This is a genomic window from Nocardioides taihuensis, assembly GCF_042657275.1.
GTDB classification, from domain to species: domain Bacteria; phylum Actinomycetota; class Actinomycetes; order Propionibacteriales; family Nocardioidaceae; genus Nocardioides; species Nocardioides taihuensis.
In genome coordinates this window covers 26657-52308 of record NZ_JBHSKD010000004.1, presented here as the reverse complement: position 1 = coordinate 52308, position 25652 = coordinate 26657, and the positions used below count along the sequence as shown (strand labels likewise).

General features: G+C 72.4%; 31 protein-coding genes. 11 read left to right on the top strand and 20 right to left on the bottom strand.

What is annotated here, in order from left to right; translation table 11 throughout:
- Window positions 1–19: 19 nt before the first annotated feature.
- Window positions 20–445: a D-aminoacyl-tRNA deacylase gene (dtd, locus tag ACFPGP_RS03340; RefSeq protein ID WP_378586861.1), complete on the top strand. Its 426-nt coding sequence runs from the start codon at window positions 20–22 to the stop codon at window positions 443–445.
- 82 nt (window positions 446–527) lie between these two features.
- Window positions 528–1139: a calcium-binding protein gene (locus tag ACFPGP_RS03335; protein WP_378586859.1), complete on the top strand. Its 612-nt coding sequence runs from the start codon at window positions 528–530 to the stop codon at window positions 1137–1139.
- Between the two features lie 48 nt (window positions 1140–1187).
- Here the strand turns inward: ACFPGP_RS03335 and ACFPGP_RS03330 are convergent, their stop codons facing one another.
- From ACFPGP_RS03330 to ACFPGP_RS03315, 4 genes are all read right to left on the bottom strand, one after another.
- On the bottom strand, window positions 1188–1484 hold the full coding sequence (locus ACFPGP_RS03330) for a DUF1416 domain-containing protein (protein ID WP_378586856.1): 297 nt from the start codon (window positions 1482–1484) through the stop codon (window positions 1188–1190).
- Window positions 1484–2332, bottom strand: a complete 849-nt coding sequence (locus tag ACFPGP_RS03325) for a sulfurtransferase (protein WP_378586854.1) — start codon at window positions 2330–2332, stop codon at window positions 1484–1486. The genes ACFPGP_RS03330 and ACFPGP_RS03325 overlap by 1 nt, the downstream gene beginning before the upstream one ends.
- A gap of 54 nt (window positions 2333–2386) precedes the next feature.
- Complete coding sequence (locus ACFPGP_RS03320; protein ID WP_378586851.1) at window positions 2387–2866, bottom strand: DUF4395 domain-containing protein; 480 nt, start codon at window positions 2864–2866, stop codon at window positions 2387–2389.
- A 278-nt stretch (window positions 2867–3144) separates the two neighbouring features.
- Window positions 3145–3627 (bottom strand): thioredoxin family protein, encoded by a 483-nt coding sequence (locus ACFPGP_RS03315; RefSeq protein ID WP_378586848.1) that lies wholly within the window; start codon window positions 3625–3627, stop codon window positions 3145–3147.
- Window positions 3628–3721: 94 nt separating this feature from the next.
- On the opposite strand from ACFPGP_RS03315, the gene ACFPGP_RS03310 reads away from it, so the two are divergent.
- Window positions 3722–4150, top strand: a complete 429-nt coding sequence (locus ACFPGP_RS03310) for a VanZ family protein (protein WP_378586845.1) — start codon at window positions 3722–3724, stop codon at window positions 4148–4150.
- Here the strand turns inward: ACFPGP_RS03310 and ACFPGP_RS03305 are convergent.
- Window positions 4104–4388 (bottom strand): MerR family transcriptional regulator, encoded by a 285-nt coding sequence (locus ACFPGP_RS03305; protein ID WP_378586842.1) that lies wholly within the window; start codon window positions 4386–4388, stop codon window positions 4104–4106. The two genes, ACFPGP_RS03310 and ACFPGP_RS03305, sit on opposite strands and share 47 nt — an antisense overlap.
- 119 nt (window positions 4389–4507) lie before the next feature.
- On the opposite strand from ACFPGP_RS03305, the gene ACFPGP_RS03300 reads away from it, so the two are divergent.
- Entirely contained in the window at window positions 4508–4930 is a 423-nt protein-coding gene (locus tag ACFPGP_RS03300) for an Hsp20/alpha crystallin family protein (protein WP_378586839.1), read from the top strand.
- 87 nt (window positions 4931–5017) lie between these two features.
- Here ACFPGP_RS03300 and ACFPGP_RS03295 read toward each other — a convergent pair whose 3' ends face one another.
- A complete protein-coding gene (locus ACFPGP_RS03295) occupies window positions 5018–5314 on the bottom strand; it encodes a DUF4333 domain-containing protein (protein WP_378586836.1) in 297 nt (98 codons plus the stop codon).
- Between the two features lie 144 nt (window positions 5315–5458).
- Window positions 5459–5758: a MoaD/ThiS family protein gene (locus tag ACFPGP_RS03290; protein ID WP_378586833.1), complete on the bottom strand. Its 300-nt coding sequence runs from the start codon at window positions 5756–5758 to the stop codon at window positions 5459–5461.
- 48 nt (window positions 5759–5806) lie between these two features.
- Here ACFPGP_RS03290 and ACFPGP_RS03285 point away from each other — a divergent pair, with 48 nt between their 5' ends.
- Both ACFPGP_RS03285 and mshD read left to right on the top strand, forming a co-directional pair.
- The gene (locus ACFPGP_RS03285; RefSeq protein WP_378586830.1) at window positions 5807–6547 is read left to right on the top strand and encodes a response regulator transcription factor; all 741 of its coding nucleotides are present in this window, start codon (window positions 5807–5809) and stop codon (window positions 6545–6547) included.
- A 7-nt stretch (window positions 6548–6554) separates the two neighbouring features.
- The gene (gene mshD / locus ACFPGP_RS03280) at window positions 6555–7394 is read left to right on the top strand and encodes a mycothiol synthase (RefSeq protein WP_378586827.1); all 840 of its coding nucleotides are present in this window, start codon (window positions 6555–6557) and stop codon (window positions 7392–7394) included.
- A 73-nt stretch (window positions 7395–7467) separates the two neighbouring features.
- Here mshD and ygfZ read toward each other — a convergent pair whose 3' ends face one another.
- Both ygfZ and ACFPGP_RS03270 read right to left on the bottom strand, forming a co-directional pair.
- On the bottom strand, window positions 7468–8445 hold the full coding sequence (gene ygfZ / locus ACFPGP_RS03275) for a CAF17-like 4Fe-4S cluster assembly/insertion protein YgfZ (protein WP_378586824.1): 978 nt from the start codon (window positions 8443–8445) through the stop codon (window positions 7468–7470).
- Window positions 8442–8954, bottom strand: coding sequence for a heme-binding beta-barrel domain-containing protein (locus tag ACFPGP_RS03270; protein WP_378586821.1), 513 nt, complete (start codon window positions 8952–8954; stop codon window positions 8442–8444). The genes ygfZ and ACFPGP_RS03270 overlap by 4 nt, the downstream gene beginning before the upstream one ends.
- 43 nt (window positions 8955–8997) lie before the next feature.
- On the opposite strand from ACFPGP_RS03270, the gene ACFPGP_RS03265 reads away from it, so the two are divergent.
- Window positions 8998–9360: a DsrE family protein gene (locus ACFPGP_RS03265; protein ID WP_378586818.1), complete on the top strand. Its 363-nt coding sequence runs from the start codon at window positions 8998–9000 to the stop codon at window positions 9358–9360.
- Here ACFPGP_RS03265 and ACFPGP_RS03260 read toward each other — a convergent pair.
- Window positions 9354–10076 carry an SGNH/GDSL hydrolase family protein gene (locus ACFPGP_RS03260; protein WP_378586816.1) on the bottom strand — a complete coding sequence of 241 codons (723 nt, stop codon included), beginning with the start codon at window positions 10074–10076 and terminating at the stop codon, window positions 9354–9356. The genes ACFPGP_RS03265 and ACFPGP_RS03260 overlap by 7 nt on opposite strands.
- Entirely contained in the window at window positions 10073–11098 is a 1026-nt protein-coding gene (locus tag ACFPGP_RS03255) for an alpha/beta hydrolase (protein WP_378586813.1), read from the bottom strand. The genes ACFPGP_RS03260 and ACFPGP_RS03255 overlap by 4 nt, the downstream gene beginning before the upstream one ends.
- A 68-nt stretch (window positions 11099–11166) precedes the next feature.
- Here ACFPGP_RS03255 and ACFPGP_RS03250 point away from each other — a divergent pair, with 68 nt between their 5' ends.
- The 3 genes from ACFPGP_RS03250 to ACFPGP_RS03240 all read left to right on the top strand — a co-directional run bounded on the left by ACFPGP_RS03250 (window position 11167) and on the right by ACFPGP_RS03240 (window position 15024).
- Window positions 11167–13326: an RNA degradosome polyphosphate kinase gene (locus ACFPGP_RS03250; protein ID WP_378586811.1), complete on the top strand. Its 2160-nt coding sequence runs from the start codon at window positions 11167–11169 to the stop codon at window positions 13324–13326.
- Window positions 13327–13394: 68 nt separating this feature from the next.
- On the top strand, window positions 13395–14012 hold the full coding sequence (locus ACFPGP_RS03245; RefSeq protein WP_378586808.1) for a DUF47 domain-containing protein: 618 nt from the start codon (window positions 13395–13397) through the stop codon (window positions 14010–14012).
- Between the two features lie 4 nt (window positions 14013–14016).
- A complete protein-coding gene (locus ACFPGP_RS03240) occupies window positions 14017–15024 on the top strand; it encodes an inorganic phosphate transporter (RefSeq protein ID WP_378586805.1) in 1008 nt (335 codons plus the stop codon).
- Window positions 15025–15038: 14 nt separating this feature from the next.
- Here ACFPGP_RS03240 and ACFPGP_RS03235 read toward each other — a convergent pair whose 3' ends face one another.
- The 6 genes from ACFPGP_RS03235 to ACFPGP_RS03210 form a co-directional block, all read right to left on the bottom strand.
- Entirely contained in the window at window positions 15039–16028 is a 990-nt protein-coding gene (locus tag ACFPGP_RS03235; RefSeq protein ID WP_378586802.1) for a hypothetical protein, read from the bottom strand.
- Between the two features lie 126 nt (window positions 16029–16154).
- Window positions 16155–16934 carry a phosphate ABC transporter ATP-binding protein PstB gene (pstB, locus tag ACFPGP_RS03230; protein WP_378586800.1) on the bottom strand — a complete coding sequence of 260 codons (780 nt, stop codon included), beginning with the start codon at window positions 16932–16934 and terminating at the stop codon, window positions 16155–16157.
- A 17-nt stretch (window positions 16935–16951) separates the two neighbouring features.
- Window positions 16952–18010, bottom strand: a complete 1059-nt coding sequence (pstA, locus tag ACFPGP_RS03225) for a phosphate ABC transporter permease PstA (protein WP_378586797.1) — start codon at window positions 18008–18010, stop codon at window positions 16952–16954.
- Window positions 18007–18960 (bottom strand): phosphate ABC transporter permease subunit PstC, encoded by a 954-nt coding sequence (gene pstC, locus ACFPGP_RS03220; RefSeq protein WP_378586794.1) that lies wholly within the window; start codon window positions 18958–18960, stop codon window positions 18007–18009. The genes pstA and pstC overlap by 4 nt, the downstream gene beginning before the upstream one ends.
- 88 nt (window positions 18961–19048) lie before the next feature.
- On the bottom strand, window positions 19049–20155 hold the full coding sequence (gene pstS, locus ACFPGP_RS03215) for a phosphate ABC transporter substrate-binding protein PstS (protein ID WP_378586791.1): 1107 nt from the start codon (window positions 20153–20155) through the stop codon (window positions 19049–19051).
- A gap of 167 nt (window positions 20156–20322) precedes the next feature.
- The gene (locus ACFPGP_RS03210; protein ID WP_378586788.1) at window positions 20323–21204 is read right to left on the bottom strand and encodes an NUDIX hydrolase; all 882 of its coding nucleotides are present in this window, start codon (window positions 21202–21204) and stop codon (window positions 20323–20325) included.
- A 41-nt stretch (window positions 21205–21245) separates the two neighbouring features.
- Here ACFPGP_RS03210 and ACFPGP_RS03205 point away from each other — a divergent pair, with 41 nt between their 5' ends.
- The gene (locus tag ACFPGP_RS03205; protein ID WP_378586785.1) at window positions 21246–22298 is read left to right on the top strand and encodes a hypothetical protein; all 1053 of its coding nucleotides are present in this window, start codon (window positions 21246–21248) and stop codon (window positions 22296–22298) included.
- Here the strand turns inward: ACFPGP_RS03205 and ACFPGP_RS03200 are convergent, their stop codons facing one another.
- From ACFPGP_RS03200 to ACFPGP_RS03190, 3 genes are read right to left on the bottom strand one after another with little or no spacing between them, the layout of a single operon-like run.
- Window positions 22299–24545, bottom strand: a complete 2247-nt coding sequence (locus tag ACFPGP_RS03200) for a heavy metal translocating P-type ATPase (protein ID WP_378586782.1) — start codon at window positions 24543–24545, stop codon at window positions 22299–22301.
- Window positions 24535–25428, bottom strand: a complete 894-nt coding sequence (locus ACFPGP_RS03195) for a hypothetical protein (protein WP_378586779.1) — start codon at window positions 25426–25428, stop codon at window positions 24535–24537. Before ACFPGP_RS03195 ends, ACFPGP_RS03200 begins: the two co-directional genes overlap by 11 nt.
- On the bottom strand, window positions 25425–25631 hold the full coding sequence (locus ACFPGP_RS03190; protein ID WP_378586776.1) for a heavy-metal-associated domain-containing protein: 207 nt from the start codon (window positions 25629–25631) through the stop codon (window positions 25425–25427). Before ACFPGP_RS03190 ends, ACFPGP_RS03195 begins: the two co-directional genes overlap by 4 nt.
- Window positions 25632–25652 lie beyond the last annotated feature (21 nt).

Below are 25652 nucleotides of genomic sequence, written 5' to 3'. Positions count from 1 at the left end.
GTCCTGACAGGATCGGCGCATGCGGGCAGTGGTGCAGCGGGTGCGGTCGGCGTCGGTCACCGTCGCGGGCGAGGTGACCGGGGCGATCGAGGGGCCGGGGCTGCTGGTCTACCTCGGCGTCACCCACGCCGACGGGAGCGACGAGGTCGCGTGGATGGCGCGCAAGGTCTGGGACCTCCGCCTCCTGCGCGACGAGCAGTCGGCCTCGGACGTCGGTGCGCCGGTGCTCGTGGTCAGCCAGTTCACGCTGTACGGCGAGGCCCGCAAGGGCCGGCGCCCGACCTGGCAGGCGGCCGCGCCGGGCGAGGTGAGCGAGCCGGTCTACGACGCCGTGTGCGCCGAGCTCGAGCGGCTCGGGGCGCACGTCGAGCGCGGGGTCTTCGGCGCCGACATGCAGGTCGCGTCGGTCAACGACGGCCCGGTGACGGTGATCCTCGAGCGGTGACGACCGCGCGGGACCCTTGGCACTACCGCCGCGGGCCTCCGGGAGTGACTGTGGACGTAGGTCTACTCGGAGGAGGCTCGCCATGGCACGCACCGTGCTCATCGCCGCCGCCGCGCTGGGCTCGGCCCTGGCGCTGGCCACACCCGCACTCGCCGTCGGCATCGACGGCACCGACCGGGACGACGTCCTCGTCGGCACCCCGCACGCCGACCACATCCGCGGTCACGGCGGCGACGACGTCATCCGCGGCCGCGACGGCCTCGACCGGGTTCTCGGCGGCTGGGGCGACGACACGATCCTGCTGGGCCGCAACGTCCTGCCCGGCAGCGACTTCGAGGGCGACGAGGCCCTCGGCGGGCCGGGCGACGACGTCATCCGCGGCCAGCAGGGCCTCGACGTCATTGCCGGCAAGGGCGGCGACGACGTCCTGTACGGCGGGCTGGGCCACGACAGCGTCCAGGACGACCACGGCGACGACCTGATGCGGCTCGGCCGACTCGGCGACGCAGCGTACGTCGGCGACGGCGCCGACCGCGTCAACACCGGGCAGTCCGGCGACGCCGTCTTCATCGGCGTCGACGGCAAGGTCGACGTCATCTTCTGCGGCGCCGGCGACGACCACGTCTACCGCGGCAGGCACCGCGACCCGCTCGACCGCTTCCACGGGTGCGAGCACTTCACGCGCAGCCCGTGAAATGACGCTGACCCGCCGTTGGTTGACGGCGGGTCAGCGTGGGGGTGCTCAGATCGGGATGGTGACCTCGGCGACGGAGCCGACGGAGGCGACGACCTGCTTGTCCACGACCTCGGCCTTGGGGGCCAGGGTGCGCAGGGTCCACTCGCCCTCGCCGGCGAAGAAGCGGAAGTGACCCGTTGCCGAGGTCGGCACCTCGGCGGTGAACTCGCCGGTGCGGTCGAGCAGGCGCACGTAGGCGTTGCCGACCGGCTCACCGTCGCGGACCACCTGGCCCTGGACGATGGCCTCCTTGGCGACGTTGACGCCGTCGAGCGAGAGCCCGCCCTCGGTCGCGCCGCACATCAGGCGTCACCCCGGTCGTCGCCCAGGACGACGGGCACGCCGACGAGCGAGCCGTACTCGGTCCACGAGCCGTCGTAGTTCTTCACGTTCTCCTGGCCGAGCAGCTCCTTGAGCACGAACCACGTGTGCGAGGAGCGCTCGCCGATGCGGCAGTAGGCGATGGTGTCCTTGTCCCAGTCGACGCCGGCCTCGGTGTAGATCTGCTTGAGCTCGTCGTCGGACTTGAAGGTGCCGTCGTCGTTCGCGGCCTTGCTCCACGGCACGTTCGCCGCGGTCGGGATGTGGCCGGCGCGCTGGGCCTGCTCCTGCGGCAGGTGGGCCGGGGCGAGCAGCCGGCCGGCGTACTCGTCGGGGCTGCGCACGTCGACGAGGTTCTGCGTGCCGATCGCGGCGACGACCTCGTCGCGCCAGGCGCGGATCGAGGTGTCCTGCTCCTGCGCGGTGTACGACGTCTGCTGCCGCTCGGCGGGCTCGTCGGTGAGCTCGCGGGAGTCGAGCTCCCACTTCTTGCGGCCGCCGTCGAGGAGCTTCACGTCCTGGTGGCCGTAGAGCTTGAAGTACCAGTAGGCGTAGGCGGCGAACCAGTTGTTGTTGCCGCCGTAGAGCACGACGGTGTCGTCGTTGGCGACGCCGCGCTCGGAGAGCAGCGCCTCGAACTGCTGCTTGTCGACGAAGTCGCGGCGGACCTGGTCCTGGAGGTCCGTCGTCCAGTCGAGCTTGATCGCCCCCCGGATGTGGCCCTTGTCGTAGGCGGAGGTGTCCTCGTCGACCTCGACGAGCACCACCTTCGGGTCGTCGAGGTGCTCCTCGACCCACTGGGCGGTGACGAGAGCGGTGTCGCGGCTCATGGTGCTGCCTTTCTTCGGGGAACTCGTGGTGTCTGTCGTGGTGGTGTGTCGCAGTCAGCGGGCGGCGGCGGGCCGCAGCCGCTGGATCAGCAGGTACGTCTCGCAGCCCAGGCAGAAGCCGAACACTGCGTTGAGCAGCGCAGCCGCCAGGGCGAAGCCGGTGGCCACCAGGCCGACGACGACGGCGCCGGTCAGGAAGCCGAGCAGGCCGATGACCGAGAAGGTCAGCCCCACGGCCTGGGCGAAGCGCGGCGGCGCCGGGTCCTCGAGCTCGGCGGGCGGGCCGAGGCGGGGGCGCACGAAGCGCCGGAACGCCCACGCGTGCGGGGTGCGCCGTACGCCGCGCACGGAGGCGATCGCGAACAGCACGGCCTGCGCGGCGAGCAGCCCCACCGCCAACGGCGAGGGCGCCAGCAGCAGCACGGCGGCGAGGACCACGGCGGTCACCGCTGCGGTGAACTGCTGGGCGCGCGGGTCGACGCCGGCGGTCGCGGGCTGGGTGGACGTGGACCTGGACGGGCTGAGGGTGGACATGTCGCTCCTGAGGGAGGTGGCCTGGTGACGCGGACGGGCGGGTGCGTGAGGCACGTGCCCGGAGCTCAAACTATACGAACTCAGTCAACTAAAGAGTGTTGACGCCGGGGTCTGTCGTCAGGACATTCGACACAGCGACGAGCGGACGCGGCAGTGGTCCACCGCGCGGCGCTTCGTGAGCATGGTCGAGGACATGCGGACGAGAGTAGGGGCGGCGGACGCCGGGCGACCATGGCCCATCTCGTTGGATGAGACGAGCGTCCAGATGATGGACGCGCTCACGGGAGCACTCCGTCCAGCGCGGCCAGCACCTGCTGACGACTGGGCGCGCCGGCGGCCCTGGCCACCTCGACCCCGCGGGCGTCGAGGACCAGCGTGGTCGGAGTGCGCAGGATGCCGAGGCGCCGCACCACGTCGAGGTGGTGCTCGGCGTCGATCTCGACGTGCTCCACCCCCGGCACGCTCCCGGCGACGTCGGCGAGCACCCGGCGGGTCGCCCGGCACGGCGCGCAGAACGCGGAGGAGAACTGCAGGAGGGTGGCCCGCTCACCGAGCGGCGTGCCGGCCGGGAGGTCGAGAGGCGCCGTGGTCTCGACAGGCTCGACCGACGGGCTGGAGTCGTCGGTCGAGCTTGTGGAGGTCACGCCGCTCCCCTTGACCGCATGGGTCCCGCGGAACCGGCCGTCGGCGTACGCGCGCCAGGCGCCGAACGCGAGCGCGCCGACGACGGCGGCGAGCAGCACCCAGGCACCAGCGGTCACGTAGGAACCCAACCACGCCCGGGGGGGTGCCCATTCCCGGGGAGCGCAGCGTCACACCCCCGGTGGCGCGCCCCCGCTCCTCTACGCTGCGGAAGTGCCCCTCCGCCGCAAGCTGGCCGCCGCCGGCCTGGTCGTCTACACCCTCGCCCTGGTCGCCGTGCTGCTCGGCCCCTCACCGGAGGCGGGCGACACGGCGATCCGCTGGACGCGTGAGCTGATGACCGGCGTCGGAGCCCCGGACAAGCTCAAGGACCCGGAGCGGATCGAATTCCTGCTCAACGTCGCGATCTTCGCGCCCTGGGCCGCCCTTGCCGCCCTGGTGTGGCCGCAGCCGAGCTGGCGCGACTGGACGGCGTACGGCTTCGTGGCCACCTCGCTCGTGGAGACCGTGCAGGCGCTGGTCTACCCCGACCGCACCGCCGCCTTCAGCGACATCGCCGCGAACACCCTGGGCGCACTGATCGGGTCGGTCGTGGTCACCCTCGCCCGCGCGCTCGCCCGAGCGCGGCGCGGAGGCGGCTGACCTCCCCCTCGAGCTCGAGGACCTTGGCGATGCCGGCGAGGTTGAGCCCCTCGGCCAGCAGCTCGCGGATGCGGTGCAGCCGGTCGACGTCCGCGCTGCTGTAGAGACGGGTGCCGCCCGGCGTCCGGTCGGGGTCGACGAGGCCGCGGCGCTCGTAGACCCGGAGGTTCTGCACCTGCATCGAGACCATCTCGGCGGCCACCGAGATGGCGTAGACGCCCTGCTCACGGTCGGGCACCGCGACACCTCCGTTGCTGTTGCCTCAGCCTTGATCGCGTGGTACAAGGAATATGTAACCACAGATACAGGTTACCTGACCTGACATCACCATACTGGAGCACAGGAGGAGGACTCGTGATGTTGCTGCGCACCACTGACCCGTTCCGGGACTTCGACCGCCTCACCCAGCAGTTCTTCGGCACCACGAACCGCCCTGCGGTGATGCCCATGGACGCGTGGCGCGAGGGTGACCGCTTCGTCGTGGAGTTCGACCTGCCCGGCGTGAGCCTCGAGAGCATCGACCTCGACGTCGAGCGCAACGTGCTGACCGTCCGTGCCGAGCGGGTGGCCCGCAACGGCGACTGGGAGATGCTCGCCTCCGAGCGGCCGCGCGGCGTCTTCAGCCGCCAGCTGGTCCTCGGCGACAACCTCGACCTCGACCGGATCGAGGCCGGGTACGACAGCGGCGTGCTGCGCCTGACCATCCCGGTGGCCGAGAAGGCCAAGCCGCGCAAGATCGAGGTGACCCGCGGCGACCAGCCCGCGGCGATCAGCAGCTGACGCCCGGGGGACCGAGGCCCCGGCGGGCCCGGCCGAGCGTCGGGCCCGTCGGGGCCTGTTGCCCGTGAGGGCTCGCCCGGCTGACGGTCAGTTGACCTGGTCGGCGACCTGGATGTCGAACTTCACGTCGCTGCCGTCGACCTCGGTGACCGTGACGGTCACGTCGATCGTGTCGGTGCCCGCGGTGAGCACGCAGGTCATCGTCGCGTCGACCTTGCCCTCGAGGTCCCCGGGGCAGTCGACCTTGTCCGGCGCCTGGCCGACCTGGGACTCGAGCTGGCTCGAGATCTGGTCCTCGACGTCGGCGGCGGAGACGGAGCTCGAGCAGCCGGCGAGCAGCGCGGCCGAGGCGAGGGCGATGGTGGCGAGGGCGGTGCGGCGCATGGGGGTGTCCTCCGGGTCGGCGCGACCCGACGCCCGGGCAGCGGTCCTTGCTACCACGCGACCCGGGCCCCGACGTCGTACGCCGCGAAGGAGGGCCCAACGGTCTGGACGCCCGGTCTGGACGCCCTGTCTGGACGGCGCGGGTCAGCCGCCGGCGAAGGGCGGCAGGAGCTCGACGGTCTCCCCGGGCGCGACGAGCACGTCCTCGGCGTCGGCGGAGCCGACGGGTGTCTCCCCCACCAGGACCGAGCAGACCTTCAGCACGTCGGGCAGCCGCGTGCCGGCGTGCAGGGTCGCGGCGCGGGCGAGCACCGTGGCCAGCGGGAGCGGTGCGGCGGCGGGCAGCTCGTCGCTGGCGACGCCCGCGGCCGCCCGGGCCGAGGCCCAGTAGCGCACGGTGATCGCTGTCTCAGGTCGAGTCGTTGCGTCCGGAGGGGTGCTCATCACCGGATATCCTTCCCTATCGGCCCAACGGGGAGAGAGGTGCCGCAGATGAGCCAGCTGCTCCTGCTGACCAGCGCCCTCCAGCCGAGCGCCGAGGTGCTCCCGGGCCTCGCGCTCCTCGGCCACCAGGTCAAGATCCTCCCCGCCGAGGGCAGCGCGCTGCTCGAGGCTCCCGAGGTCGACCTGATCCTCGTCGACGGCCGCCACGAGCTCGCCCCGGCCCGCGACCTGTGCCGCCTGATCCGCACGACCGGCGCCGACGTGCCCGTGCTGCTCGTCGTCACCGAGGGCGGCCTCGCCGTCGTCGCGCACGACTGGGGCATGGACGACGTGCTGCTGCACACCTGCGGCCCCGCCGAGCTCGAGGCCCGCATCCGTCTGTCGGTCGGCCGCCTCGTCGCGCAGCGCCAGAACGACGACCCCGAGGCCCACCTGATCCGCAGCGGCGAGGTGCTCGTCGACGACGCGACGTACACCGCGAAGATCGGGAAGCGCGCGCTCGACCTCACCTTCAAGGAGTTCGAGCTGCTGAAGTTCCTGGCCCAGCACCCCGGGCGGGTGTTCAGCCGGCAGCAGCTGCTGCAGGAGGTGTGGGGCTACGACTACTTCGGTGGCACCCGCACCGTCGACGTGCACGTCCGGCGGCTGCGCGCCAAGCTCGGCCCCGAGCACGAGACGCTGATCGGGACCGTGCGCAACGTCGGCTACCGGTTCGTGCTGCCGAGCGTCGACCCCGGCGAGGGCGTCGGTGCGGCGTCAGCGGCGGAGACCTCGCGGCAGGACGCCTGACGGGCCCGTGAGCCCCTCCGAGCAGCTGGAGACCATCCGGCGGGTGGCCGCCGCCGCCGAGGCCGAGGACGGCGCCGCGCCGTACGACGAGGCGACCTGGCTCGGGCTCAAGCGGGCCGACGGTTCCGTGCAGGCGTGGGTCGAGCCCGAGGCCTTCGCGGTGCTCGACCACGGCACGCTCAGCGTCGCCGTCGACCCCGGGTCACGGGGCCGCGGGGTCGCGACCCGGCTGCTCGACCGGGTGCTCGCCGACGCCGGCGACGCCGTACGTGCCGTCTGGTCGCACGCCGACCACCCGGCGGCCGCCCGGCTCGCGGCGCGGCACGGCTTCACCCGGGCGCGGGAGCTGTGGGTGATGCGCCGGCCGACCTCGCAGCCGCTCCCCGACCTGGTGCTGCCGCCGCACGTCACGATCCGGTCGTTCCGCGACGACGACCTGCCGGCCCTCCTGCGCGTCAACGCCGCGTCGTTCGCCGCCCACCCCGAGCAGGGCGGCATGGACGAGGCGAGCTTCGCCGAGCGGATCGCCGAGCCGTGGTGGGACCCCGCCGGCCTCCTGGTCGCCGTCGACGACGACGGCCGCCTGCTCGGATTCCACTGGACCAAGCAGCACGACGCGGAGGTCGGCGAGGTGTACGTCGTCGGCATCGACCCCGACGTGCAGGGCATCGGCCTCGGCCGCCTCGTCACCCTCGCCGGCCTGCACCACCTCGCCGGGCTCGGCGTCTCCGAGGTGATCCTCTACGTCGAGTCCGACAACGCCCCGGCGATCCGCGTCTACCGCGACAAGCTCGGCTTCACCCACGCCCCCGAGGACACCCACGTCATGTACGTGCGGGCGGGCTGAGCCACGGGGTAGTACGTCACGAAACGCCCCGTTCTCGCTGTCGAGGTGGGGCGTTTCGTGACGTACTACCGGATCAGCTCAGGCGCGGCCGCACGTGCAGCCCGACCTCGGGGTCGACCACGACCTCCTGGGTCGCGGGCAGGCCGTCGACCTCGAGCTGGGCGTCGACGGGCACGTTGCGCTTGAGCAGCGCCAGCGCGATCGGGCCGAGCTCGTGGTGGCGGGCCGAGCTGCCGACGAAGCCGACCGCCTTGCCGTCGTGGGTGACCTCGGCGCCGGCGGTGGGCAGCCGGTTCTCGGAGCCGTCGAGGTGGAGCATGGTCAGGCGTCGCGGCGGGCGGCCGAGCGTGTGCACCCGGGCGACCGTCTCCTGGCCGCGGTAGCAGCCCTTCTCGAGGTGCACGGCGCTGCCGATCCAGCCGACCTCGTTGGGGATCGTGCGGTGGTCGGTGTCGACGCCGAGCCGGGGCTCGCCGCGCGCGATCCGCAGCGCCTCGAACGCCCACAGCCCACACGCCGGCGCGGCGGCCTCGGCGTACGCCGTGAGCCGGTCGCGCGGCACCAGCTCGTACGACGACCCAGCCGGCCGGTCGCCCTCGGTCGACGTCGGCCTCCAGCAGACGGCGAGCTCGGCGGTCACGTCGGTGACCTCGACCCGGGTCATGAACTTCATCCGCTCCAGGAACTGCACGAGCGGGGCGCCCGCGCCGGGCTCGGTGTGCGCGACGAACGCCTCGCCGTCGTCGTAGCCGCAGAACGCGTGCTCGACGTGTCCCTGCGGGCTCAGCACGAGCGCCCAGGTCCAGGTGCGCGGCGCCAGGTCGGTGAAGTCCTGCGTGGTGAGGTCGTGCAGCCAGGTCAGCCGGTCGGGTCCCTCGATGCGCAGCACGTCGCGGTGGGAGAGGTCGACGAAGCCCTCGTGCGCCTCGAGCGTGCGCTGCTCGGTGTTGAACGAGCCGTAGTGGGCGGCGACCCCGGCGTCGACGCCGTTCGCGGAGACCGCGCCGGGGAGGTCGAGCAGGGGGCTGCGCCAGGAGTCGGGGTGGGTCACGGCAGGTCCGCCTGCCGGGTGCGCTGCAGCCGGGCCCACAGGTGCGGCTGGAGCTCCTGCCCCATCGCGGCCATGTCGTAGGCGTAGAGCAGGTCGCCGTCGACGTTGCCGTAGAGCCGGGTGCCGGCCGCCACCTCCTTGGCCGACTCGGTGCGCGCGATCGCGTCGGTGGCGAGCTCGAGCTTGCCGCCGTCGGCCCGGCCGTACCAGACCTCCACGAAACCGGTGTGGTGCGCCATCACCAGCTCGACCTTGCCCTCGGGCCGGCAGCGCAGGAAGCCGGTCTCGAGCGCGGCGTCGCGCACCTTCTCGCCCGACTCGTCGACGATCCACGACCGCGCGAAGTAGTGGAAGAACGGCCGGCCGTCGTGGGTGAAGATCAGCTCCTGCCCGAACTGGAAGGAGTCGATCGTCGGGTAGTCGCCGTGACCGTTGCCGTGCCAGCTGCCGAGCATCCATGCCAGGGGCGCGCAGTCGGGGTGGAGGTTCTCGGGCAGCTCGAACACCATGGCCCCACGGTAGCGCCGGGGCGCATGACCTAGCCTCGGGCCCATGCCTCGTCCCCTCGTCGTCAAGGTCACCTGCGGCGCCGACGATCCCGAGCGCTGCAACCAGGCGTTCACGGTGGCCGCCTCCGCCGCGGTCGCCGGGGCCCCGGTGTCGCTGTGGCTGACCGGGGAGGCGGCGTGGTTCGGGGTGCAAGGGCGGGCCGAGGACTTCGCCCTCCCCCACGCCACGCCGCTGGCCGACCTGCTCGCCACCGTCCTCGCCGCGGGCACCGTCACGGTCTGCACGCAGTGCGCCGTACGCCGGGGTATCGACGAGGCGGACCTGCGCCCGGGCGTGGGCGTCGCCGGCGCCGCGGCGTTCGCCGAGGAGGTCCTGCGCGACGACGTGCAGGCCCTCGTCTACTGATCCACCGGGCCGGGCCCGGTCGCCGCCAGCCCGACCTGCTGCAGGACGGCGTCGGCCAGCCGCTGCGCCCCGGCGGGCGTGGGGTGGACCCCGTCGGTGGTGAGACCCGGCTGCCAGTGGCCGTCACCCGTGGACAGCGACGGCGTCAGGTCGACGAACGGCACGCCCAGCTCGGCGGCCACCTGCGCCTCGGCGGCGAGCGTCGGCTGGATGGTGACGCCCGTGGCGGGGTCGAGCGGAGGCGGCGAGACGACCCACACCTCGATCCCCGCGGACTGTGCCGCCTCGACCATCGCGCGCAGCGCCGCCGCCGACTGGTCGGGCGGCACCCGGCGCAGGGCGTCGTTGGTGCCGCCGAGGATCACCACGCCGGCGGGGTCGTGGGCGAGCACGTCGGTGGCGAAGGCGGCCTGCATCTCCGCCAGCGTGCGGCCGGCGACGGCGGCGTTGGAGTCGAGGAACCACGGCGAGCGCGGGTCGGGCAGCGCGTAGGTCACCCACGAGGTGGCGTCGTCCGCGGCGAGGGTCGTGGGGTCGAAGCCCCGCGTGACCGAGTCGCCGACGAAGACCGTGCGCACCCGGCTGACCGGCTCGGGTGCGGTCGGCCCGTCGTCCCTGGTGAGCATCACGGTCGCCGCGATCGCCCCGGCGAGCAGGCCGGTGACCGCCGCGAGGACCCAGGCGCCCCGCACCCCCGGCGCCCCTGCAGCGGTCACGCCAGCCCGGCCCGCAGCCGCGAGGCGATCTCGGCGACCGCCGCACGCGAGGTGCGACCGACGCCGACGATGTTGAGGAAGCCGTGGATCTGGTCGGGGAAGCGCCGCAGCTCGACCTCCACGCCCGCCTCGGCGAGCTTGCGGGCGTAGGCCTCGCCCTCGTCGCGCAGCGGGTCGAAGCCGGCGGTCGCGACGTACGCCGGCGCGAGCCCGGCGGGCAGGTCGGCCAGCAGCGGCGAGACGCGGGGGTCCTCGACGAGGGCGGGGTCGTCGAGGTAGTTCTCGGTGCCGACGTCCATGAAGCGTCGGGTGAGGTAGAAGCCCTCGGCGAAGGTCCGGCGACTCTCGGTGCCGCCGCGCAGGTCGGTGCCGGGGTAGACCAGCAGCTGGAACCGCAGCGGCAGGCCGGTGCGGGCGGCCTCGATCGCGGTGGTCGCGGCCAGGCAGCCGCCGGCCGAGTCGCCGCCGACGGCCAGCCGCTCCGGGTCGGCGCCCAGCTCGGCGGCGTGCTCGGTCGCCCAGCGGTACGCCGCCACCGCGTCGTCGTACGCCGCGGGGAAGGGGTGCTCGGGCGCCAGCCGGTAGTCGACCGCGAGCACCCGCGCCCCCGAGCGCTCGGCCAGGAACCGGCAGACGGCGTCGTGCGACTCCAGGTCGCCGTACACCCACGCGCCGCCGTGGAAGAAGACGAGCAGCCCCGCACCCGGCGTGGTGGGGGTGTAGAGGCGCGCCGGCCGGCCCGCCACCTCGAAGTCGCGCACCGCGCCGACCGCCTGCTCACCGCCGGTCAGCCCCGCCTGCCGCAGCACCGCGGTCCGGCCCTCGGCGATCGGCAGGGTCTCCGGCCCCGGCTCGCGGACCAGCTCCTTGAGCCGCAGCGAGAGCTGCACGTCGGTGGCCAGGGTCTGGCCGTCGCGGACGACGCGGCGGCCCGCCAGCACCCGCTGCGCCGGCTCCGGGAGCGCGAGCAGACCGGTCAGGGTGGCGCGCTCGAGGAGCTCGAGCCGGGCGTGGATGGTCACGGAGGCAACCTAGTCTCCGTTACCTAGGTCCCTAGGACGTGTTCGTCTGGCGGTGCCACACTGACGCCATGTCCGTCGGCAGCCCGTCCCTCGAGGACCACGACCCCCTCGACGAGGCCTTCGACGTCGACCCGCCGTACGAGCCCGTGGCGGTGGACCTCAGCACGGTCGAGAAGTACGACAACCGGTTCCTCGACCGCGAGCTGTCGTGGCTGCACTTCAACCAGCGGGTGCTCGAGCTCGCCGAGGACGAGGGGCTGCCGCTGCTCGAGCGGGTCCGCTTCCTCGCGATCTTCGCCAGCAACCTCGACGAGTTCTTCATGGTGCGCGTGGCCGGCCTCAAGCGCCGGATCGCGGCGGGCGTGGCCGTGCGCGCGGCGTCCGGGCTGCTGCCGCGCGACGTGCTCGACACGATCTGGACCAACACCCAGGAGCTGATGCAGCGGCACGCCGCGGTCTTCCGCGAGGACATCGTGCCGGCGTTGCGGGGGGAGGGCATCGCGCTGGTGCGCTGGGAGGACCTCGACCGCGAGGAGCAGAAGCTCTGCAAGCGGATCTTCAAGGACCGCGTCTTCCCCGTGCTCACGCCGCTGGCCGTCGACCCGGCGCACCCGTTCCCCTACATCTCCGGGCTCTCGCTCAACCTCGCCGTGCTGGTGCGCAACCCCCGCACCGGCAAGGAGCACTTCGCGCGCGTGAAGGTCCCCCCGACGTTCCGCCGCTTCGTCGCCCTCGGCAACGCGCGGTTCGTGCCCATGGAGGACGTCATCCGCGAGCACCTGCGCCGGCTCTTCCCCGGCATGGAGGTGCTCGAGGTGCACACCTTCCGGGTCACCCGCAACGAGGACCTCGACGTCGAGGAGGACGACGCCGAGAACCTCCTGACCGCGTTGGAGAAGGAGCTGCTGCGGCGCCGCTTCGGCCCGCCGGTGCGGCTCGAGGTGGAGGAGTCGATCTCCCCCGCGGTGCTCGAGCTGCTGGTCTCCGAGCTCGGCATCAGCGAGGCCGAGGTCTTCCGCCTCCAGGGCCCGCTCGACCTGACCGGCCTCCACGACATCGCCGACCTCGCCCGTGAGGAGCTGCACTACCCGGCGTTCATCCCGACCACCCACCGGCACCTCGCCGAGGTCGAGTCGGCCGCGCCGGTCGACGTGTTCGCGGCGACCCACCGCCAGCACGTGCTGCTGCACCACCCCTACGACTCCTTCGCCACGAGCGTGCAGCGGTTCCTCGAGCAGGCGGCCGCCGACCCGCACGTGCTGGCGATCAAGCAGACGCTCTACCGCACCTCCGGCGACTCCCCGATCATCGACGCCCTCGTCGACGCCGCCGAGTCGGGCAAGCAGGTGCTGGTGATCGTGGAGATCAAGGCGCGCTTCGACGAGGTCGCCAACATCCGCTGGGCCCGCAAGCTCGAGCAGGCCGGCTGCCACGTCGTCTACGGGCTGGTCGGACTGAAGACGCACTGCAAGCTGTCGATGGTGGTGCGCGACGAGCCCGAGGGCATCCGGCGCTACACCCACATCGGCACCGGCAACTACAACTCCAAGACCGCGCGGCTGTACGAGGACCTCGGCCTGATCACCACCGACGAGGCGATCGGCGAGGACGTCGCCCACCTCTTCAACAACCTCAGCGGCTACAGCCGCAACGCGTCCTACGAGCAGCTGCTGGTCGCGCCCGACTCGGTGCGCACCGGGCTGCTCGACGCGATCCACCGCGAGATCGACCACCACCGGTCGGGCCGGCCGGCGCAGATCCGGATCAAGGCCAACTCGATCGTGGACGAGGCCGTCGTCGACGCGCTCTACCTCGCCAGCCAGGAGGGCGTGCCGGTGCAGCTGCTGGTACGCGGCATCTGCGCGCTGCGCCCCGGCGTACCCGGCCTGTCGGACTCGATCGAGGTGCGCTCGATCCTGGGCCGCTTCCTCGAGCACAGCCGGATCTACTGGTTCGCGAACGGCGGGGAGCACGTCGCCTGGATCGGCTCGGCCGACATGATGCACCGCAACCTCGACCGGCGTGTCGAGGTGCTCGTCAGGCTGCCCAGCGAGGAGAACGTGCGCGAGGTGGAGTACCTGCTCGACCTCGCCTTCGAGCCCTCGACCGCCGCCTGGACGCTGGGACCCGACGGCACCTGGCGCCGCAACGACGGTCAGGTCGACCTCCAGGCGATCCTCATCGAGCGGCAGCGCCGGCGGCGCCCCGGAGCCGAGCAGCGCCCCTGAGTTGCGTTCATCTCGCGGCCACCCCCTAGCATGATGGCCGTTCTGTTCTCCTTCACCAGGAGCTACCCGTGCGCCTGAAGTTCCGCCCGGTCGACACCACCTTCTACGACCTCTTCTCCGAGCTGGCCCAGCACCTCGTCGTGGGCGCCGAGCTGCTCGCCGAGATGCTGGCCGACGGTGGGGACCGTGACGACATCGCGCGCCGGATGCGCGAGGCCGAGCACGCCGCCGACGAGACGACCCACGCCATCGTGCGGCGGGTGAACCAGACCTTCGTGACGCCGTTCGACCGCGAGGACATCTACTCGCTGGCCTCGGGCCTCGACGACGTCATGGACATGATGGACGAGGTCGTCGACCTGATCCTGCTCTACGAGGTGCACGAGATGCCGGCGCTGCTGCACCAGCAGGTCGAGGTGATCCAGCGCTGCGCCGAGGTCACCGCCGCCGCGATGCCGAGCCTCCAGACGATGAAGGACCTCGACGAGTACTGGATCGAGATCAACCGGCTCGAGAACGCCGGCGACAAGAACCACCGCCGTACGCTCGCCCACCTGTTCTCCGGAGAGTTCAAGGCCATCCAGGTCCTGAAGCTCAAGGACATCGTCGACTCGCTCGAGGGCTCGATCGACGCCTTCGAGAAGGTGGCCAACACGGTGGAGCAGATCGCGGTCAAGGAGTCCTGACCCGGTGACCGCCGAAGTCGCGATCATCATCGCGGTGATCGTCGTCGCGCTCGCGTTCGACTACACCAACGGCTTCCACGACGCCGCGAACGCGATCGCCACCTCCATCTCGACCCGCGCCCTGACGCCCCGGGTCGCGCTCGCCATGGCGGCGATCATGAACTTCGTCGGCGCCTTCCTGGGCCAGAAGGTCGCGCACACCGTCTCCGACGTGATCTCACCACCCGACGGGGTGAGCGGGCTGGTGATCGTGCTCGCCGGGCTGCTCGGCGCCATCTCGTGGAACCTGATCACCTGGTACTTCGGCCTCCCGTCCTCGTCCTCCCAGGCGCTGATCGGCGGCCTGGTGGGCGCGGCCCTGGCCGCCGGGGTCACCGTGTCGTGGGCGACCGTCGTCGACAAGGTCGCGATCCCGATGCTGGTCTCGCCGGTGTTCGCGTTCGCGGCCGGCTTCGCCGTCATGGTGCTGATCATGTGGCTCTTCCGCCGTGCGAACCCCCACCGGACCAACCGCGGCTTCCGCCTCGCGCAGACGGTCTCCGCGGCCGCGATGGCGCTGGGCCACGGTCTCCAGGACGCGCAGAAGACGATGGGCGTGATCTTCCTGGCGCTGCTCACCGGCGGGTACGTCACCTCGGACGACCCGCTGCCGATCTGGGTGATCTTCTCCGCGGCCGCCGCCATCTCGCTGGGCACCTGGTCCGGCGGGTGGCGGATCATGCGGACCCTGGGCCGCCGGATCATCCACCTCGACCCCGCTCGCGGCTTCGCCGCCGAGTCGGTCGCCGCGTCGGTGCTGTACACCACGGCGTACGTCTTCGAGGCCCCCATCTCGACCACCCACACCATCACCTCGGCGGTCATGGGCGTCGGCGCCACCAAGCGCCTCTCCGCCGTGCGCTGGGGGGTGGCCCGCTCGATCCTCATCGCGTGGGTCCTCACCTTCCCCATGGCCGGCCTCGCCGCTGCCCTGTGCTGGTGGGTGTTCGACCTCCTCGGCCAGCTCTTCTGAGGCAGGGGCTTGCGTCATACGGTCCGTCGGTCCTGACCGGCAGAACGCATGACGTCCGGGCCTTGCCACCCCCGTGACCGCAGGGCGCGCTCGACCTGGTCGAAGAAGTCGTCGGCGGCCACCCGCAGGCCGAGCAGCGGCAGCCGGAGCACGAGGTCGCGCTGCAGGGTGACGTCGTTGTGGCGCAGCGCGTCCTGGACGACGTTCTGCGCCCAGGAGTGGTGGATGCCGTCGATCTCGAGGACCACGCCCCACTCCTCCCAGGCGACGTCGAGGTAGTACGTGCCGTTCGGCCCTCGCCGTACGACCTGGCGCGAGGGCTCCGGCAGGCCGCGGCGACGACACTCGAGCGCGACGTCGATCTCCCCGAGCGAGCGCGCTCCCCCGAGCAGGTCGAGGACCACGGCGTGGAGGAACCTGCGCCGACGGTCGCGCTTGATCCGCAGCATCTCGAGCGCGAGCGCCTCGGCGGTGCACAGGCCCTGCTGCACGGCCATGGTCACCAGCAGCGCCGCCTGGCGGTCGGACCTCGCCCAGAGCGCACCCCGGACGGCCGCGACCTCGGGCCGGCTACGCGGTACGCCGCTCCCCGGCGCGCGGTCGTCGTCGTCCCACCGCCGGGTCTGCCGGACGTCGATGCCGCGCACGCGCCTGATGCGGGCCCCGCGGGGCACCGACACCCGGACCTTGTCGACCTCGAACTTCTCCAGCCCCGAGGCCTTGAGCGCGGAGGCACCGTCGAGGAACGCGCGGGGGCCGGCCTCGAAGACAGCTCCCCAGGCTCTCTCGTCGTCACCGAGTGGCCCGGTGTGGACGACCACCGACTGCTGGCCGAAGCGCTGCCACCGCCGCGCCACGATGTTGGCCCGCACCTCGTGCCGGGTGACGCCGATGGCGTAGAGCTGGACCCGGGAGATGACACCGGACTGCTGCGCGGCGAGGCGCTCCGCCCGCCGTCTGCGCGCAGCACGGACCCGGGTCTCGAGGTCGGTCCGGCGGCGCATGCCCCGAGCCTGCCCCGTCCGGACGCCCCGTGACGGACCGCTGAGCGATCTGTGGAGAACTCGCCTCGGGCGACGTCATACGGTCTGCTGGTCAGGACCGGCAGACCGTATGACGCAAGCCCGGCGTCAGCCGAAGCGGCCGGAGATGTAGGCCTCGGTCGCCTCGCGGTCGGGGTTGGAGAACATCTTCTTGGTCTCGTTGAACTCGACGAGGCGGCCGGGCTCGCCGGTGGCACGGAGGTTGAAGAAGCCGGTGTACTCCGAGACCCGCGCGGCCTGCTGCATGTTGTGGGTGACGATCACGATCGTGTAGTCGCTCTTGAGCTCGTGGATCAGGTCCTCGATCGCGGAGGTCGAGATCGGGTCGAGGGCCGAGCAGGGCTCGTCCATGAGCAGCACCTGCGGCTCGACCGCGATCGCGCGGGCGATGCAGAGACGCTGCTGCTGGCCGCCCGAGAGGCTCATGCCGGGCTTGTTGAGGCGGTCCTTGACCTCGTCCCAGAGGTTGGCGTGCCGCAGCGACCGCTCGACGATCGCCTCGGCGTCGGACTTCGACATCTTCTTGGAGTTCAGCTTGTTGCCCGCCAGCACGTTGTCGAAGATCGACATCGTCGGGAAGGGGTTGGGTCGCTGGAAGACCATGCCGATCTGGCGGCGTACGGCGACCGGGTCGACCGAGGGGTCGTAGAGCGACTGCCCGTCGACCATGATCTTGCCCTCGACGCGGGCGCCGGGGATCACCTCGTGCATCCGGTTGAGCGAGCGCAGCACGGTCGACTTCCCGCAGCCGGAGGGGCCGATGAAGGCCGTGACCGCGCGGGCCCGGATGGTCAGGTTCACGCCCTCGACGGCCTTGAAGTCGCCGTAGTAGATGTCGAGGTCGGAGACGTCGATGCTCTTGGCCATGTCGTTCCTGGTTCCTCTCAGCGCCCGGTCTTGGGGGCGAAGATCCTGCCGATGATCCGCGCCGTCAGGTTCAGGACCATCACGATGGCGATCAGCACGAGCGCCCCGCCCCAGGCGTAGGACAGGCCCTTCTCGGTGCTGGTCGAGTACTGGGTGAAGATGAAGACCGGCAACGTCATCATTCTGTCGGAGAACAGGTTGGTGTTGACGGAGTCGGTGAAGCCGGCGACCACCAGGAGCGGCGCGGTCTCGCCGATGACGCGCGAGATCGCCAGCATGATGCCGGTGACGATGCCGCCGGCCGAGGTCGGCAGCACCACCTTGACGATGGTCCGCCAGCGCCGCACCCCGAGGGCGTACGACGCCTCCCGGAGGTCGTCGGGCACCAGCCGCAGCATCTCCTCGGTCGAGCGGACCACGGTCGGGATCATCAGCAGCGACAGGGCGACCGCGCCGCCGAAGCCGATCCGGACGCTCGGCCCGAAGATGATCACGAAGAGCGACAGCGCGAAGAGGCCCGCGACGATCGACGGGATGCCGGTCATCACGTCGACCAGGAAGGTGATCCACCGGGCGAGCCGCTTGCCCTTGCCGTACTCGACGAGGTAGATCGCGCAGAAGACGCCGATCGGCACCGAGATCACGGTCGCCGCGCCCGTGATCAGCAGGGTGCCCATGAGCGCGTGGTAGAGACCGCCCTGCGCGTCGCCGATGACGTTGCGCATCGAGTAGGTGAGGAACTGCGCGTTGATGACCGGCAGTCCGTTCTTCAGCACCGTCCAGACCAGCCAGACCAGCGGCACCATCGCGACCGCGAACGTCGTCCAGACCACCGACGTCGCGAGCCGGTCGACCGCGGCACGGCGGTTCTCGACGGCGGCCGACCAGAGCGGCAGCGCGACCAGGAAGGTGACGACGCCGGCGAGGACGCCGAGGCCGAGGCTCGTCGTCAGCAGCCAGACCAGCGCGCCGACGCCGCAGGAGCCGGCGGCAACCAGCCACGGCGCCCAGGAGGGCAGCCGCACGGTGTGGACGGCGACGTTCTCGCGCGCCGGCTGCTGCTGCAGGGTGCTCATGCCATCCTCCGATCGCTGCGACCGGCGACCCAGCGGGCCACGAAGTTGACCGCGAAGGTGAACGCGAACAGCACCAGACCGGTTGCGATCAGCACGGCCTGCTTGTCGGGGGTGGCCTCCTTGTAGTTGGAGGCGATGTTGGAGGCGATCGTCGCGGGGTTGCTGCTCGAGATGATGTTGAGGGTCACGATCGGCGAGGCCGACAGCACCATCGCCACCGCCATCGTCTCTCCCAGCGCGCGGCCGAGGCCCAGCATCACGGCAGAGATCATGCCACTGCGGCTGTAGGGGAAGACGGCCGTGCGGATCATCTCCCAGCGCGTCGCGCCGAGGGCCAGCGCGGCCTCCTCGTTGAGCCGGGGCGTGCGCGCGAAGACCTCGCGGCAGATCGCGGTGGTGATCGGGAGCACCATGATCGCGAGCACCACGCCCGCGGTCAGCATGGTGCGGCCGGTGGCCGACGGCGGGCCGGCGAAGAAGGGGATCCACGAGAAGTGGGCGTAGAGCCAGTCCTGGATCGGCACCATGTAGCGGTTCAGCACGCCCCCGCCCCAGAGGCCGAAGACCACGCTGGGGATCGCGGCGAGCAGGTCGATCAGGTAGGCCACGGGCGTGGCCAGCCGGCGCGGCGCGTAGTGGGAGACGAAGAGCGCCAGGCCGATCGCGAACGGCACCGCGAACACGAGGGCGATCAGCGCCGCCAGCGTGGTGCCCCAGACCAGCGGCCACACGTAGCCGGCGAACGTCGTCGCGGGCTCGTAGAACGACGGGTCGACGGAGAGCCCCGGAGCTCCCTCGATGGCCAGGAACACGAAGACGCCCGCCAGCGCCACCATGATGGTGATGCCGGCGGCCAGCGCCAGACCGGCGAAGAGCCGGTCGGAGAACGAGTTCGGCGGTCGGTCGGTCGACGGCGGTGACTGCTTCTCCGGCGTGAGCGTGTCGGTCACGGCGTTAGTCTCCCTCGTGCCTCGGACGACCCGACGGCGGCCCGGGGGTGCACGCCCCGGGCCGCCGTGACGGATCGTCTCCTGCTGATCAGCTGCCCGACGAGATCGCGTCGATGATCGACGCGGCCTGCTCCGACAGGCTGCTGTCGAGCGGGGCCGATCCGGCCTCGTCGGCGGCGGCCTGCTGGCCGGCGTCGGAGACGACGTAGGTCAGGTAGCCCTTGACCAGGTCGGCCTCCTCGGCGCTGTCGTACGTCGGGCACGCGAGCAGGTAGGACACCAGCAGCAGCGGGTAGGAGCCCGACTCCGTGGTGGTCCGGTCGACGTCGACGGCCATGTCGTTGGGCGAGGCGCCCTCGACGGTCGGCGAGTTCGCCACCACCTGGGCGGCGCCCTCGGCGGACGGTGTGTTGAACTCCTCGCCCACCTGGATCGCCGCGACACCGAGGTCGGCGGCCGCGCTCGCGTCGGCGTACCCGATGGTCCCGCTGCCGTCGGTCACCGCACCGACGACACCGGAGGTGCCCTCGGCCGCCTCACCCTTGTACTCCGCGGGCCAGACGCCGTCCGGGTCCGCCTTCCAGGCACCGTTGCCGGCGGCCGCGAGGTACTGGGTGAAGTTGTCGGTGGTGCCCGAGTCGTCCTGGCGGTGCACCGGGGTGATGGTGTCGCCGGGGAGCGTGGCGTCGGGGTTGAGGTCGGCGATCGCCGGGTCGTTCCACTTGGTGATGGAGCCGTTGAAGATGTTCGCGATCACCTCGGCGGACAGGTTGAGCTGGTCGACGCCGTCGAGGTTGTAGATGACCGCGATCGGGCTGACGTACGCCGGGACCTGGATCACGTCGTCGCCGCAGCGCTCGGTGGCGGCGTCGAGCTCGCCCTCGTCGTTGTTGATCGCGGAGTCGGTGCCGGCGAAGGAGTAGGCGCCGTTGATGAAGTTCTCGCGCCCGGTGCCGGAGCCGACCGGGTCGTAGTTGATGGTCGCGTCCGGGTTGTCACCCTGGAAGCCGGCGCGCCAGGCGGCCTGGGCCTTCTCCTGGGAGCTGGCACCGCCGCCGTTCAGCGTGCCCGACAGCCCGGAGTCCGAAGAGCTGTCGCCCGAGGACTCCTCGTTGCCGGCGCCACACCCCGCGACGAGCAGCGCGAGGGCCGCGATCCCGGGGACGATCACCCGGCGGAAGGAAGTCGTCTTCACGTCGTTCTCCTGATGTCTTGTCGTGTCTGACGCCTGCGAACGTAGGGAGACGAGGTGTCCTGATCCGGCGGCGACGGTGAACGGGCGGTGAACACGTCCCGCACGGAAATTGACCCGGTGCCGAGAAGGAGACGGCCATCACGTGAACAGCCACGCAGCCGGTTGCGTCAGCGCGGCTGGTGGACTTCGGTGCTGATGACTGCGCCCCGGCGGTGGTGGGCGACCAGCAGGCCGCCCGGCTCCAGCTTCACGTCGGGCACGCCGAGGGCGTCGAAGACGGCCGGGAGGACCGGCCGGTGGGTGCACACGAGGGTCGGCTCACCGGAGTGCAGCAGGTCGTCGACGACCTTGACCACGCTCTTGTGGGTGGCGTCCTCCTCGCTCAGGCCGTCCTCGAGCTCCATCGGCCAGCCGCTGTGCCCGGCGTACGCCGCGACGGTCTGGATGCACCGCACGCTCGAGGAGGTGACCACGCGCGCCACGTCGTACGCCGCGAGCACCGGCACCAGGCGCTCGGCCTGCCGCACGCCCGTCGCGAGCAGGGGGCGCTCGCGGTCGTCGAGCCGCCACCGCTTGCGCGAGCGGGCCTCGGCGTGGCGCAGCACGACCAGCGGGTAGCTCTTGCGCCGGAAGGCCCGTGCCTCGGCGAGGGTGTCGCGGTCGTGCTCGTAGGTGAGCCGGGCGAGCGCCTCGTCCCACGGCAGCCACTCGACGTCGTCGATCTCGTGGTTGACCAGGTAGCCGCTCACGTCGTCGTCGCCGATGACGCGGCCCATCCAGTAGTGCACGGTCTTCGACCGCGACCGCACCGCGTAGCGCTGCGACGACAGCCGAGGCCCCAGCCGCACGTGGACCCCGGTCTCCTCGGCCACCTCGCGCACCGCGCAGGCCGCCAGCGCCTCGCCCCGGTCGAGCTTGCCCTTGGGGAACGACCAGTCGTCGTAGCGGGGCCGGTGGACCAGCAGCACGTCGGGTCCCTGCCTGCTCCCGGCACGCCGTACGACGACCGCGCCCGCGGCCACGATGTCGGGCAGGGCGCTCGGCGTCATGCCGCTAGTGTCACACCACCCGACCCGGACAGGAGCGAGCGGTGCGCAAGTGGTGGGCGGTGGCGGGTGCCGCCGTGGTCGTGCTGGCCCTGGTCGCCGCGGGCGTCGTCTGGTGGCTCGGCTCGCGCGGGACCGAGCTGGAGAAGGCCGTGACGATGGCTCCAGCCGGGTCCCAGCGCCTCTCGTGGACCGACTGGGCGGCGGTGCGCGACCGGCTCGGCGACGCCCCTGGCGACGACCCCTCGGCTGCGCAGCTGCAGCGGTTCCTCGACGACGGCTACGACGCCGACCTGACCTCGACCTCCGCACTCCTGGCGTCGGCGGAGACGCTGCGCGCCCAGCTCGGCTTCTCGCCGGCGACGCTCGAGTGGGAGCTGTTCACGCAGTCGGAGGCGGGCGCGGCCGACTACCTCCGCTTCCCCGACGACGCCGACCTCGAGGCCCTCGGCGACCGGCTCGAGGCGATCGGCTTCACCCGACCCGACGACGAGGACGGCGTCTGGCGGGGCGGTACCGACGTGCTCGCCCGTGTCGACGGCACCCTGACCCCCGAGCTCGGGTTCCTCGCCATCGACGCCGACCGCCACCTCGTCGTCACCTCCGACACCGCCGACTACCTCGCCACCGCGATGGACACCGTCCGCGGTGACGCGGACCCGGTCGACGGGCTCGACGACGTGGTGGCGGCCAGCGGCGAGCCGCTCTCCGCCGCGGTGTACGCCGGGACGTACGCCTGCTCGGCGCTCGCCATGTCGTCGGCCGACGCGGGAGACCAGGCGCGCGCCGAGCAGCTGATCGCCGACGCCGGCGAGGTCAACCCGGTGACCGGGTTCGCGATGTCGGTGCAGCCCGGCGGCGACGTGCGGGTCGTGCTCGGCTTCGAGAGCGAGGACCAGGCGCGCACCAACGCCGACTCGCGGTCGGCGCTGGCCCGGGGGCCGGCGCCGGGACAGGGTGGCGACTTCACCGACCGGTTCACGGTGCGCTCGGTCACCGCCGAGGGCGACCTGGTCACGCTCGAGCTCGACCCGGTCGAGGGCCAGTACGTGCTCTCCGACCTCAGCTCGGGGCCGGTGCTCTTCGCGACCTGCTGATCAGCGGAAGCGCCGCAGCCGCAGGCTGTTGCTGACCACGAACACCGACGAGAACGCCATCGCCGCACCCGCGATCATCGGGTTGAGCAGCCCGGCGGCGGCCAGCGGTAGCGCAGCGGCGTTGTAGGCGAACGCCCAGAAGAGGTTGCCCTTGATCGTGGCCAGCGTGCGCCGCGACAGCCGCACCGCGTCGGCGGCCACGGTCAGGTCGCCGCGCACCAGCGTCAGGTCGGAGGCCTCGATCGCGACGTCGGTGCCGGTGCCCATCGCCAGCCCGAGGTCGGCCTGGGCGAGGGCGGGGGCGTCGTTGATGCCGTCCCCGACCATCGCGACCACCCGCCCCTGCTGCTGGAGGTCGCGGACGACGTCGACCTTGCCGGCGGGGAGCACCTCGGCGACGACCTCGTCGATGCCGACCTCGACGGCCACGGCCCGTGCGCTGCGCTCGTGGTCGCCGGTGAGCAGCACCGGAGCCAGCCCGAGCGCGCGCAGCCGGCGCACCGCCTCGGCCGAGGTGGGCTTGACCGTGTCGGCCACGACGAGGACGCCGCGCACCCGGCCGTCCCAGCCGACCGCGACCGGCGTGCGGCCCACCAGCCACGCCGACTCGACGGCGGCCGCCAGGCGCGGCGGCAGCGGGCCGTCGTGCACGAACGCCGGGCGGCCCACGACGGCGTCCCGCCCGTCGACCACGCCGCGGACGCCGAGCCCGTCGACCGTGGCGAAGCCGGCGGGGCTGCCGGTCTCCCCCGCCCCGACCGCGACCGCCCGGGCGATCGGGTGCGACGACGCCGACTCGAGCACCCCGGCCACCCGTCGTACGACGTCGACGGACTCGCCGTCGTCGGCGACCACGTCGACCAGGGTCATCCGGCCGGTGGTGACGGTGCCGGTCTTGTCGAGCACCACGGTGTCGACCCGTCGGGTGGACTCGAGCACCTCGGGCCCGCGGATCAGGATGCCGAGCTGCGCGCCGCGGCCGGTGCCGACCATCAGCGCCGTCGGCGTGGCCAGGCCCAGCGCGCAGGGGCAGGCGATGATCAGCACCGAGACCGCCGCGGCGAAGGCCGTGGTCGCCCCGGCACCCGCTCCGAGCCAGAAGCCGAGGGTCGCGGCGGCGAGGGTGATCACGGCCGGCACGAAGTAGCCCGAGATCCGGTCCGCGAGCCGCTGGGCCGGCGCCTTGCCCTCCTGGGCCGCCTCGACCAGCCTGGCCATCTGTGCGAGCTGCGTGTCGGCGCCGACGCGGGTGGCACGCACGACGAGGCGCCCCCCGGCGTTGACGCAGGCGCCCGCCACGGTGTCCCCCGGGCCGACCTCGACCGGCACCGGCTCACCTGTCAGCATCGAGGCGTCGACAGCGCTGGTGCCGCTCACCACGACACCGTCGGTCGCCACCTGCTCGCCGGGGCGCACCACGAAGAGGTCGTCGACCCGCACCTCCGCCGTCGGCACCACCCGCTCCGGACCGTCGGGCCCATCGGGCAGCAGCGCCACCTCGCGCGCGCCGCGCGAGAGCAGGTCGCGCAGCGCGGCGCCGGCCTGGCGCTTGGAGCGCTTCTCGAACCAGCGCCCGGCCAGCAGGAACGTGGTCACACCGGTGGCTGCCTCGAGGTAGATGTTGTCGAGGGCGTCGGTGCGCCCGACGGTCAGCTCGAAGGGGTGGGTCATCCCCGGCTCCCCGGCCGAGCCCCAGAACAGGGCGACGAGCGACCAGCCGTACGCCGCCAGCACGCCCATCGACACGAGCGTGTCCATGGTGGTGGCGGCATGGCGCAGGTTGATCCAGGCGGCGTGGTGGAAGGGCCAGGCGCCCCAGACCACCACCGGCGAGGCGAGCACGAGCGAGGCCCACTGCCAGTAGTCGAACTGCCAGGCCGGCACCATCGCCAGCAGCACCACCGGCACGGTCAGCACGGCGGAGATGACGAGGCGCTGCCGCAGGGCCGCGAGCTCGACCTCGGCCGGGTCGGGCGGCTCCGGACCGGTGCCGGCGGGTGGGCGGGGCGCGTGCACGGTGGCGGCGTACCCGGCGGCCTCGACCGTCGCGAGCAGGGCGTCGGTGGACACCGCGCCGGCGGTCTGCACGTGCGCGCGCTCGGTGGCGTAGTTGACGCTCGCGACCACACCGTCGAGCTTGTTGAGCTTGCGCTCGATCCGGTTGGCGCACGAGGCGCAGGTCATGCCGGTGATGTCGAGGTCGACGCTCACGCCCGCTTCGCGGCCGGTCTCCTGGTCAGTGCTCATGGCCCGCCGCCTCCCCCGCGCCGGTGACGTCGACGGTGAGCACCGCCGTACGGACCGCGGCGTGGTGCCGGAAGTCGAGGAACATGCGGTAGCGGCCGGCGCTCGGGAAGGTCGCGTGGAAGACGACGTCGGGGCCGCCCACCTCGCCCGGCAGCGGCTCCGCGTCGGGGTGCACGTGCAGGTAGGCCAGGTCGCCGTCGCGCAGCGCGACCAGGTGGCCGAAGGCGCCGAGGTAGGGCTGCAGGTCGGTGACCGGTCGCCCGTCGCGGCTGACGGTGAGCGTCAGCGCTGTCTCGCCGGTCACCAGCGACCCGTTGAGCACCACCTGGTAGGACCCGACGTTCGCGATCCGGTCCTCCGGGCCGAGCGGCCGGGGCCGGAACTCGCCCGGGACCATCAGGTCGGTGCCGAGCACCATGGGGCCGGCGCCCGTCGGCGCCACGTCGGCGAAGACCCGCCAGGCGCCGGGCGTCAGCCGCACGTCCGTCGTCCACACGCCCGTGGCGGGGTCGAGCTCGGGGTGCACGTGCTGGTAGCCGGTGAGGTCGCGCCGGACCACGATCAGGTGCAGCTGCTTCTCGTGCTGCACGTCGTACGCCGTGACCGGCTCGCCGTCGGGCCCCGTGATCGTGAGCGCGAGCTCCTGGCGACCCGCGGGCAGGCGGTCGTCGACCAGGGCGAGGGTGTGCCCGGCGACGCTGGTCTGCAGCCCGGCGGGGAGCTGCTCGGCCGCCGCGCCGTGGTCCGCGTGCCCGTCGTCCATGGCGTGCACGGGCTCGGCCGCGGTGTCGAGCGGGCCGACGGCGCGACCGATCCCGGCCGCCGCGCCGAACGCGACGACCACGAGGACGACGAACGCGGCGACGCGCAGCGGCGCACTCATGCCAGCTGGTAGCCCGCCTCGTCCACGGCTGCGGCCACCGCCTCGCGGGTCAGCGGCTCGGCGCTGGTGACGGTGACCTCACCGCTGTCGAGGACGACGTCGACGGACTCGACGCCGGCGATCTCGCCGATCTCCTCGCTGACCGACGCGACGCAGTGGCCGCAGGTCATGCCGGTGACGTGCCAGGTGCTCGTGGTGCTCACGGGGTGCTCCTCCGGGGTCGG

Coding starts and splice junctions, on each gene's coding strand:
- ACFPGP_RS03195 (WP_378586779.1), bottom strand. CDS start 25,428: ATGAGTGCGCCGCTGCGCGTCGCCGCGTTCGTCGTCCTCGTGGTCGTC.
- ACFPGP_RS03300 (WP_378586839.1), top strand. CDS start 4,508: ATGTTGCTGCGCACCACTGACCCGTTCCGGGACTTCGACCGCCTCACC.
- ACFPGP_RS03295 (WP_378586836.1), bottom strand. CDS start 5,314: ATGCGCCGCACCGCCCTCGCCACCATCGCCCTCGCCTCGGCCGCGCTG.
- ACFPGP_RS03330 (WP_378586856.1), bottom strand. CDS start 1,484: ATGTGCGGCGCGACCGAGGGCGGGCTCTCGCTCGACGGCGTCAACGTC.
- pstB (WP_378586800.1), bottom strand. CDS start 16,934: ATGGCCAAGAGCATCGACGTCTCCGACCTCGACATCTACTACGGCGAC.
- ACFPGP_RS03290 (WP_378586833.1), bottom strand. CDS start 5,758: ATGAGCACCCCTCCGGACGCAACGACTCGACCTGAGACAGCGATCACC.
- dtd (WP_378586861.1), top strand. CDS start 20: ATGCGGGCAGTGGTGCAGCGGGTGCGGTCGGCGTCGGTCACCGTCGCG.
- pstA (WP_378586797.1), bottom strand. CDS start 18,010: ATGAGCACCCTGCAGCAGCAGCCGGCGCGCGAGAACGTCGCCGTCCAC.
- ACFPGP_RS03285 (WP_378586830.1), top strand. CDS start 5,807: ATGAGCCAGCTGCTCCTGCTGACCAGCGCCCTCCAGCCGAGCGCCGAG.
- ACFPGP_RS03265 (WP_378586818.1), top strand. CDS start 8,998: ATGCCTCGTCCCCTCGTCGTCAAGGTCACCTGCGGCGCCGACGATCCC.
- ACFPGP_RS03270 (WP_378586821.1), bottom strand. CDS start 8,954: ATGGTGTTCGAGCTGCCCGAGAACCTCCACCCCGACTGCGCGCCCCTG.
- ACFPGP_RS03335 (WP_378586859.1), top strand. CDS start 528: ATGGCACGCACCGTGCTCATCGCCGCCGCCGCGCTGGGCTCGGCCCTG.
- ACFPGP_RS03200 (WP_378586782.1), bottom strand. CDS start 24,545: ATGAGCACTGACCAGGAGACCGGCCGCGAAGCGGGCGTGAGCGTCGAC.
- ACFPGP_RS03325 (WP_378586854.1), bottom strand. CDS start 2,332: ATGAGCCGCGACACCGCTCTCGTCACCGCCCAGTGGGTCGAGGAGCAC.
- ACFPGP_RS03235 (WP_378586802.1), bottom strand. CDS start 16,028: ATGCGCCGCCGGACCGACCTCGAGACCCGGGTCCGTGCTGCGCGCAGA.
- ACFPGP_RS03210 (WP_378586788.1), bottom strand. CDS start 21,204: ATGACGCCGAGCGCCCTGCCCGACATCGTGGCCGCGGGCGCGGTCGTC.
- ACFPGP_RS03250 (WP_378586811.1), top strand. CDS start 11,167: ATGTCCGTCGGCAGCCCGTCCCTCGAGGACCACGACCCCCTCGACGAG.
- ACFPGP_RS03320 (WP_378586851.1), bottom strand. CDS start 2,866: ATGTCCACCCTCAGCCCGTCCAGGTCCACGTCCACCCAGCCCGCGACC.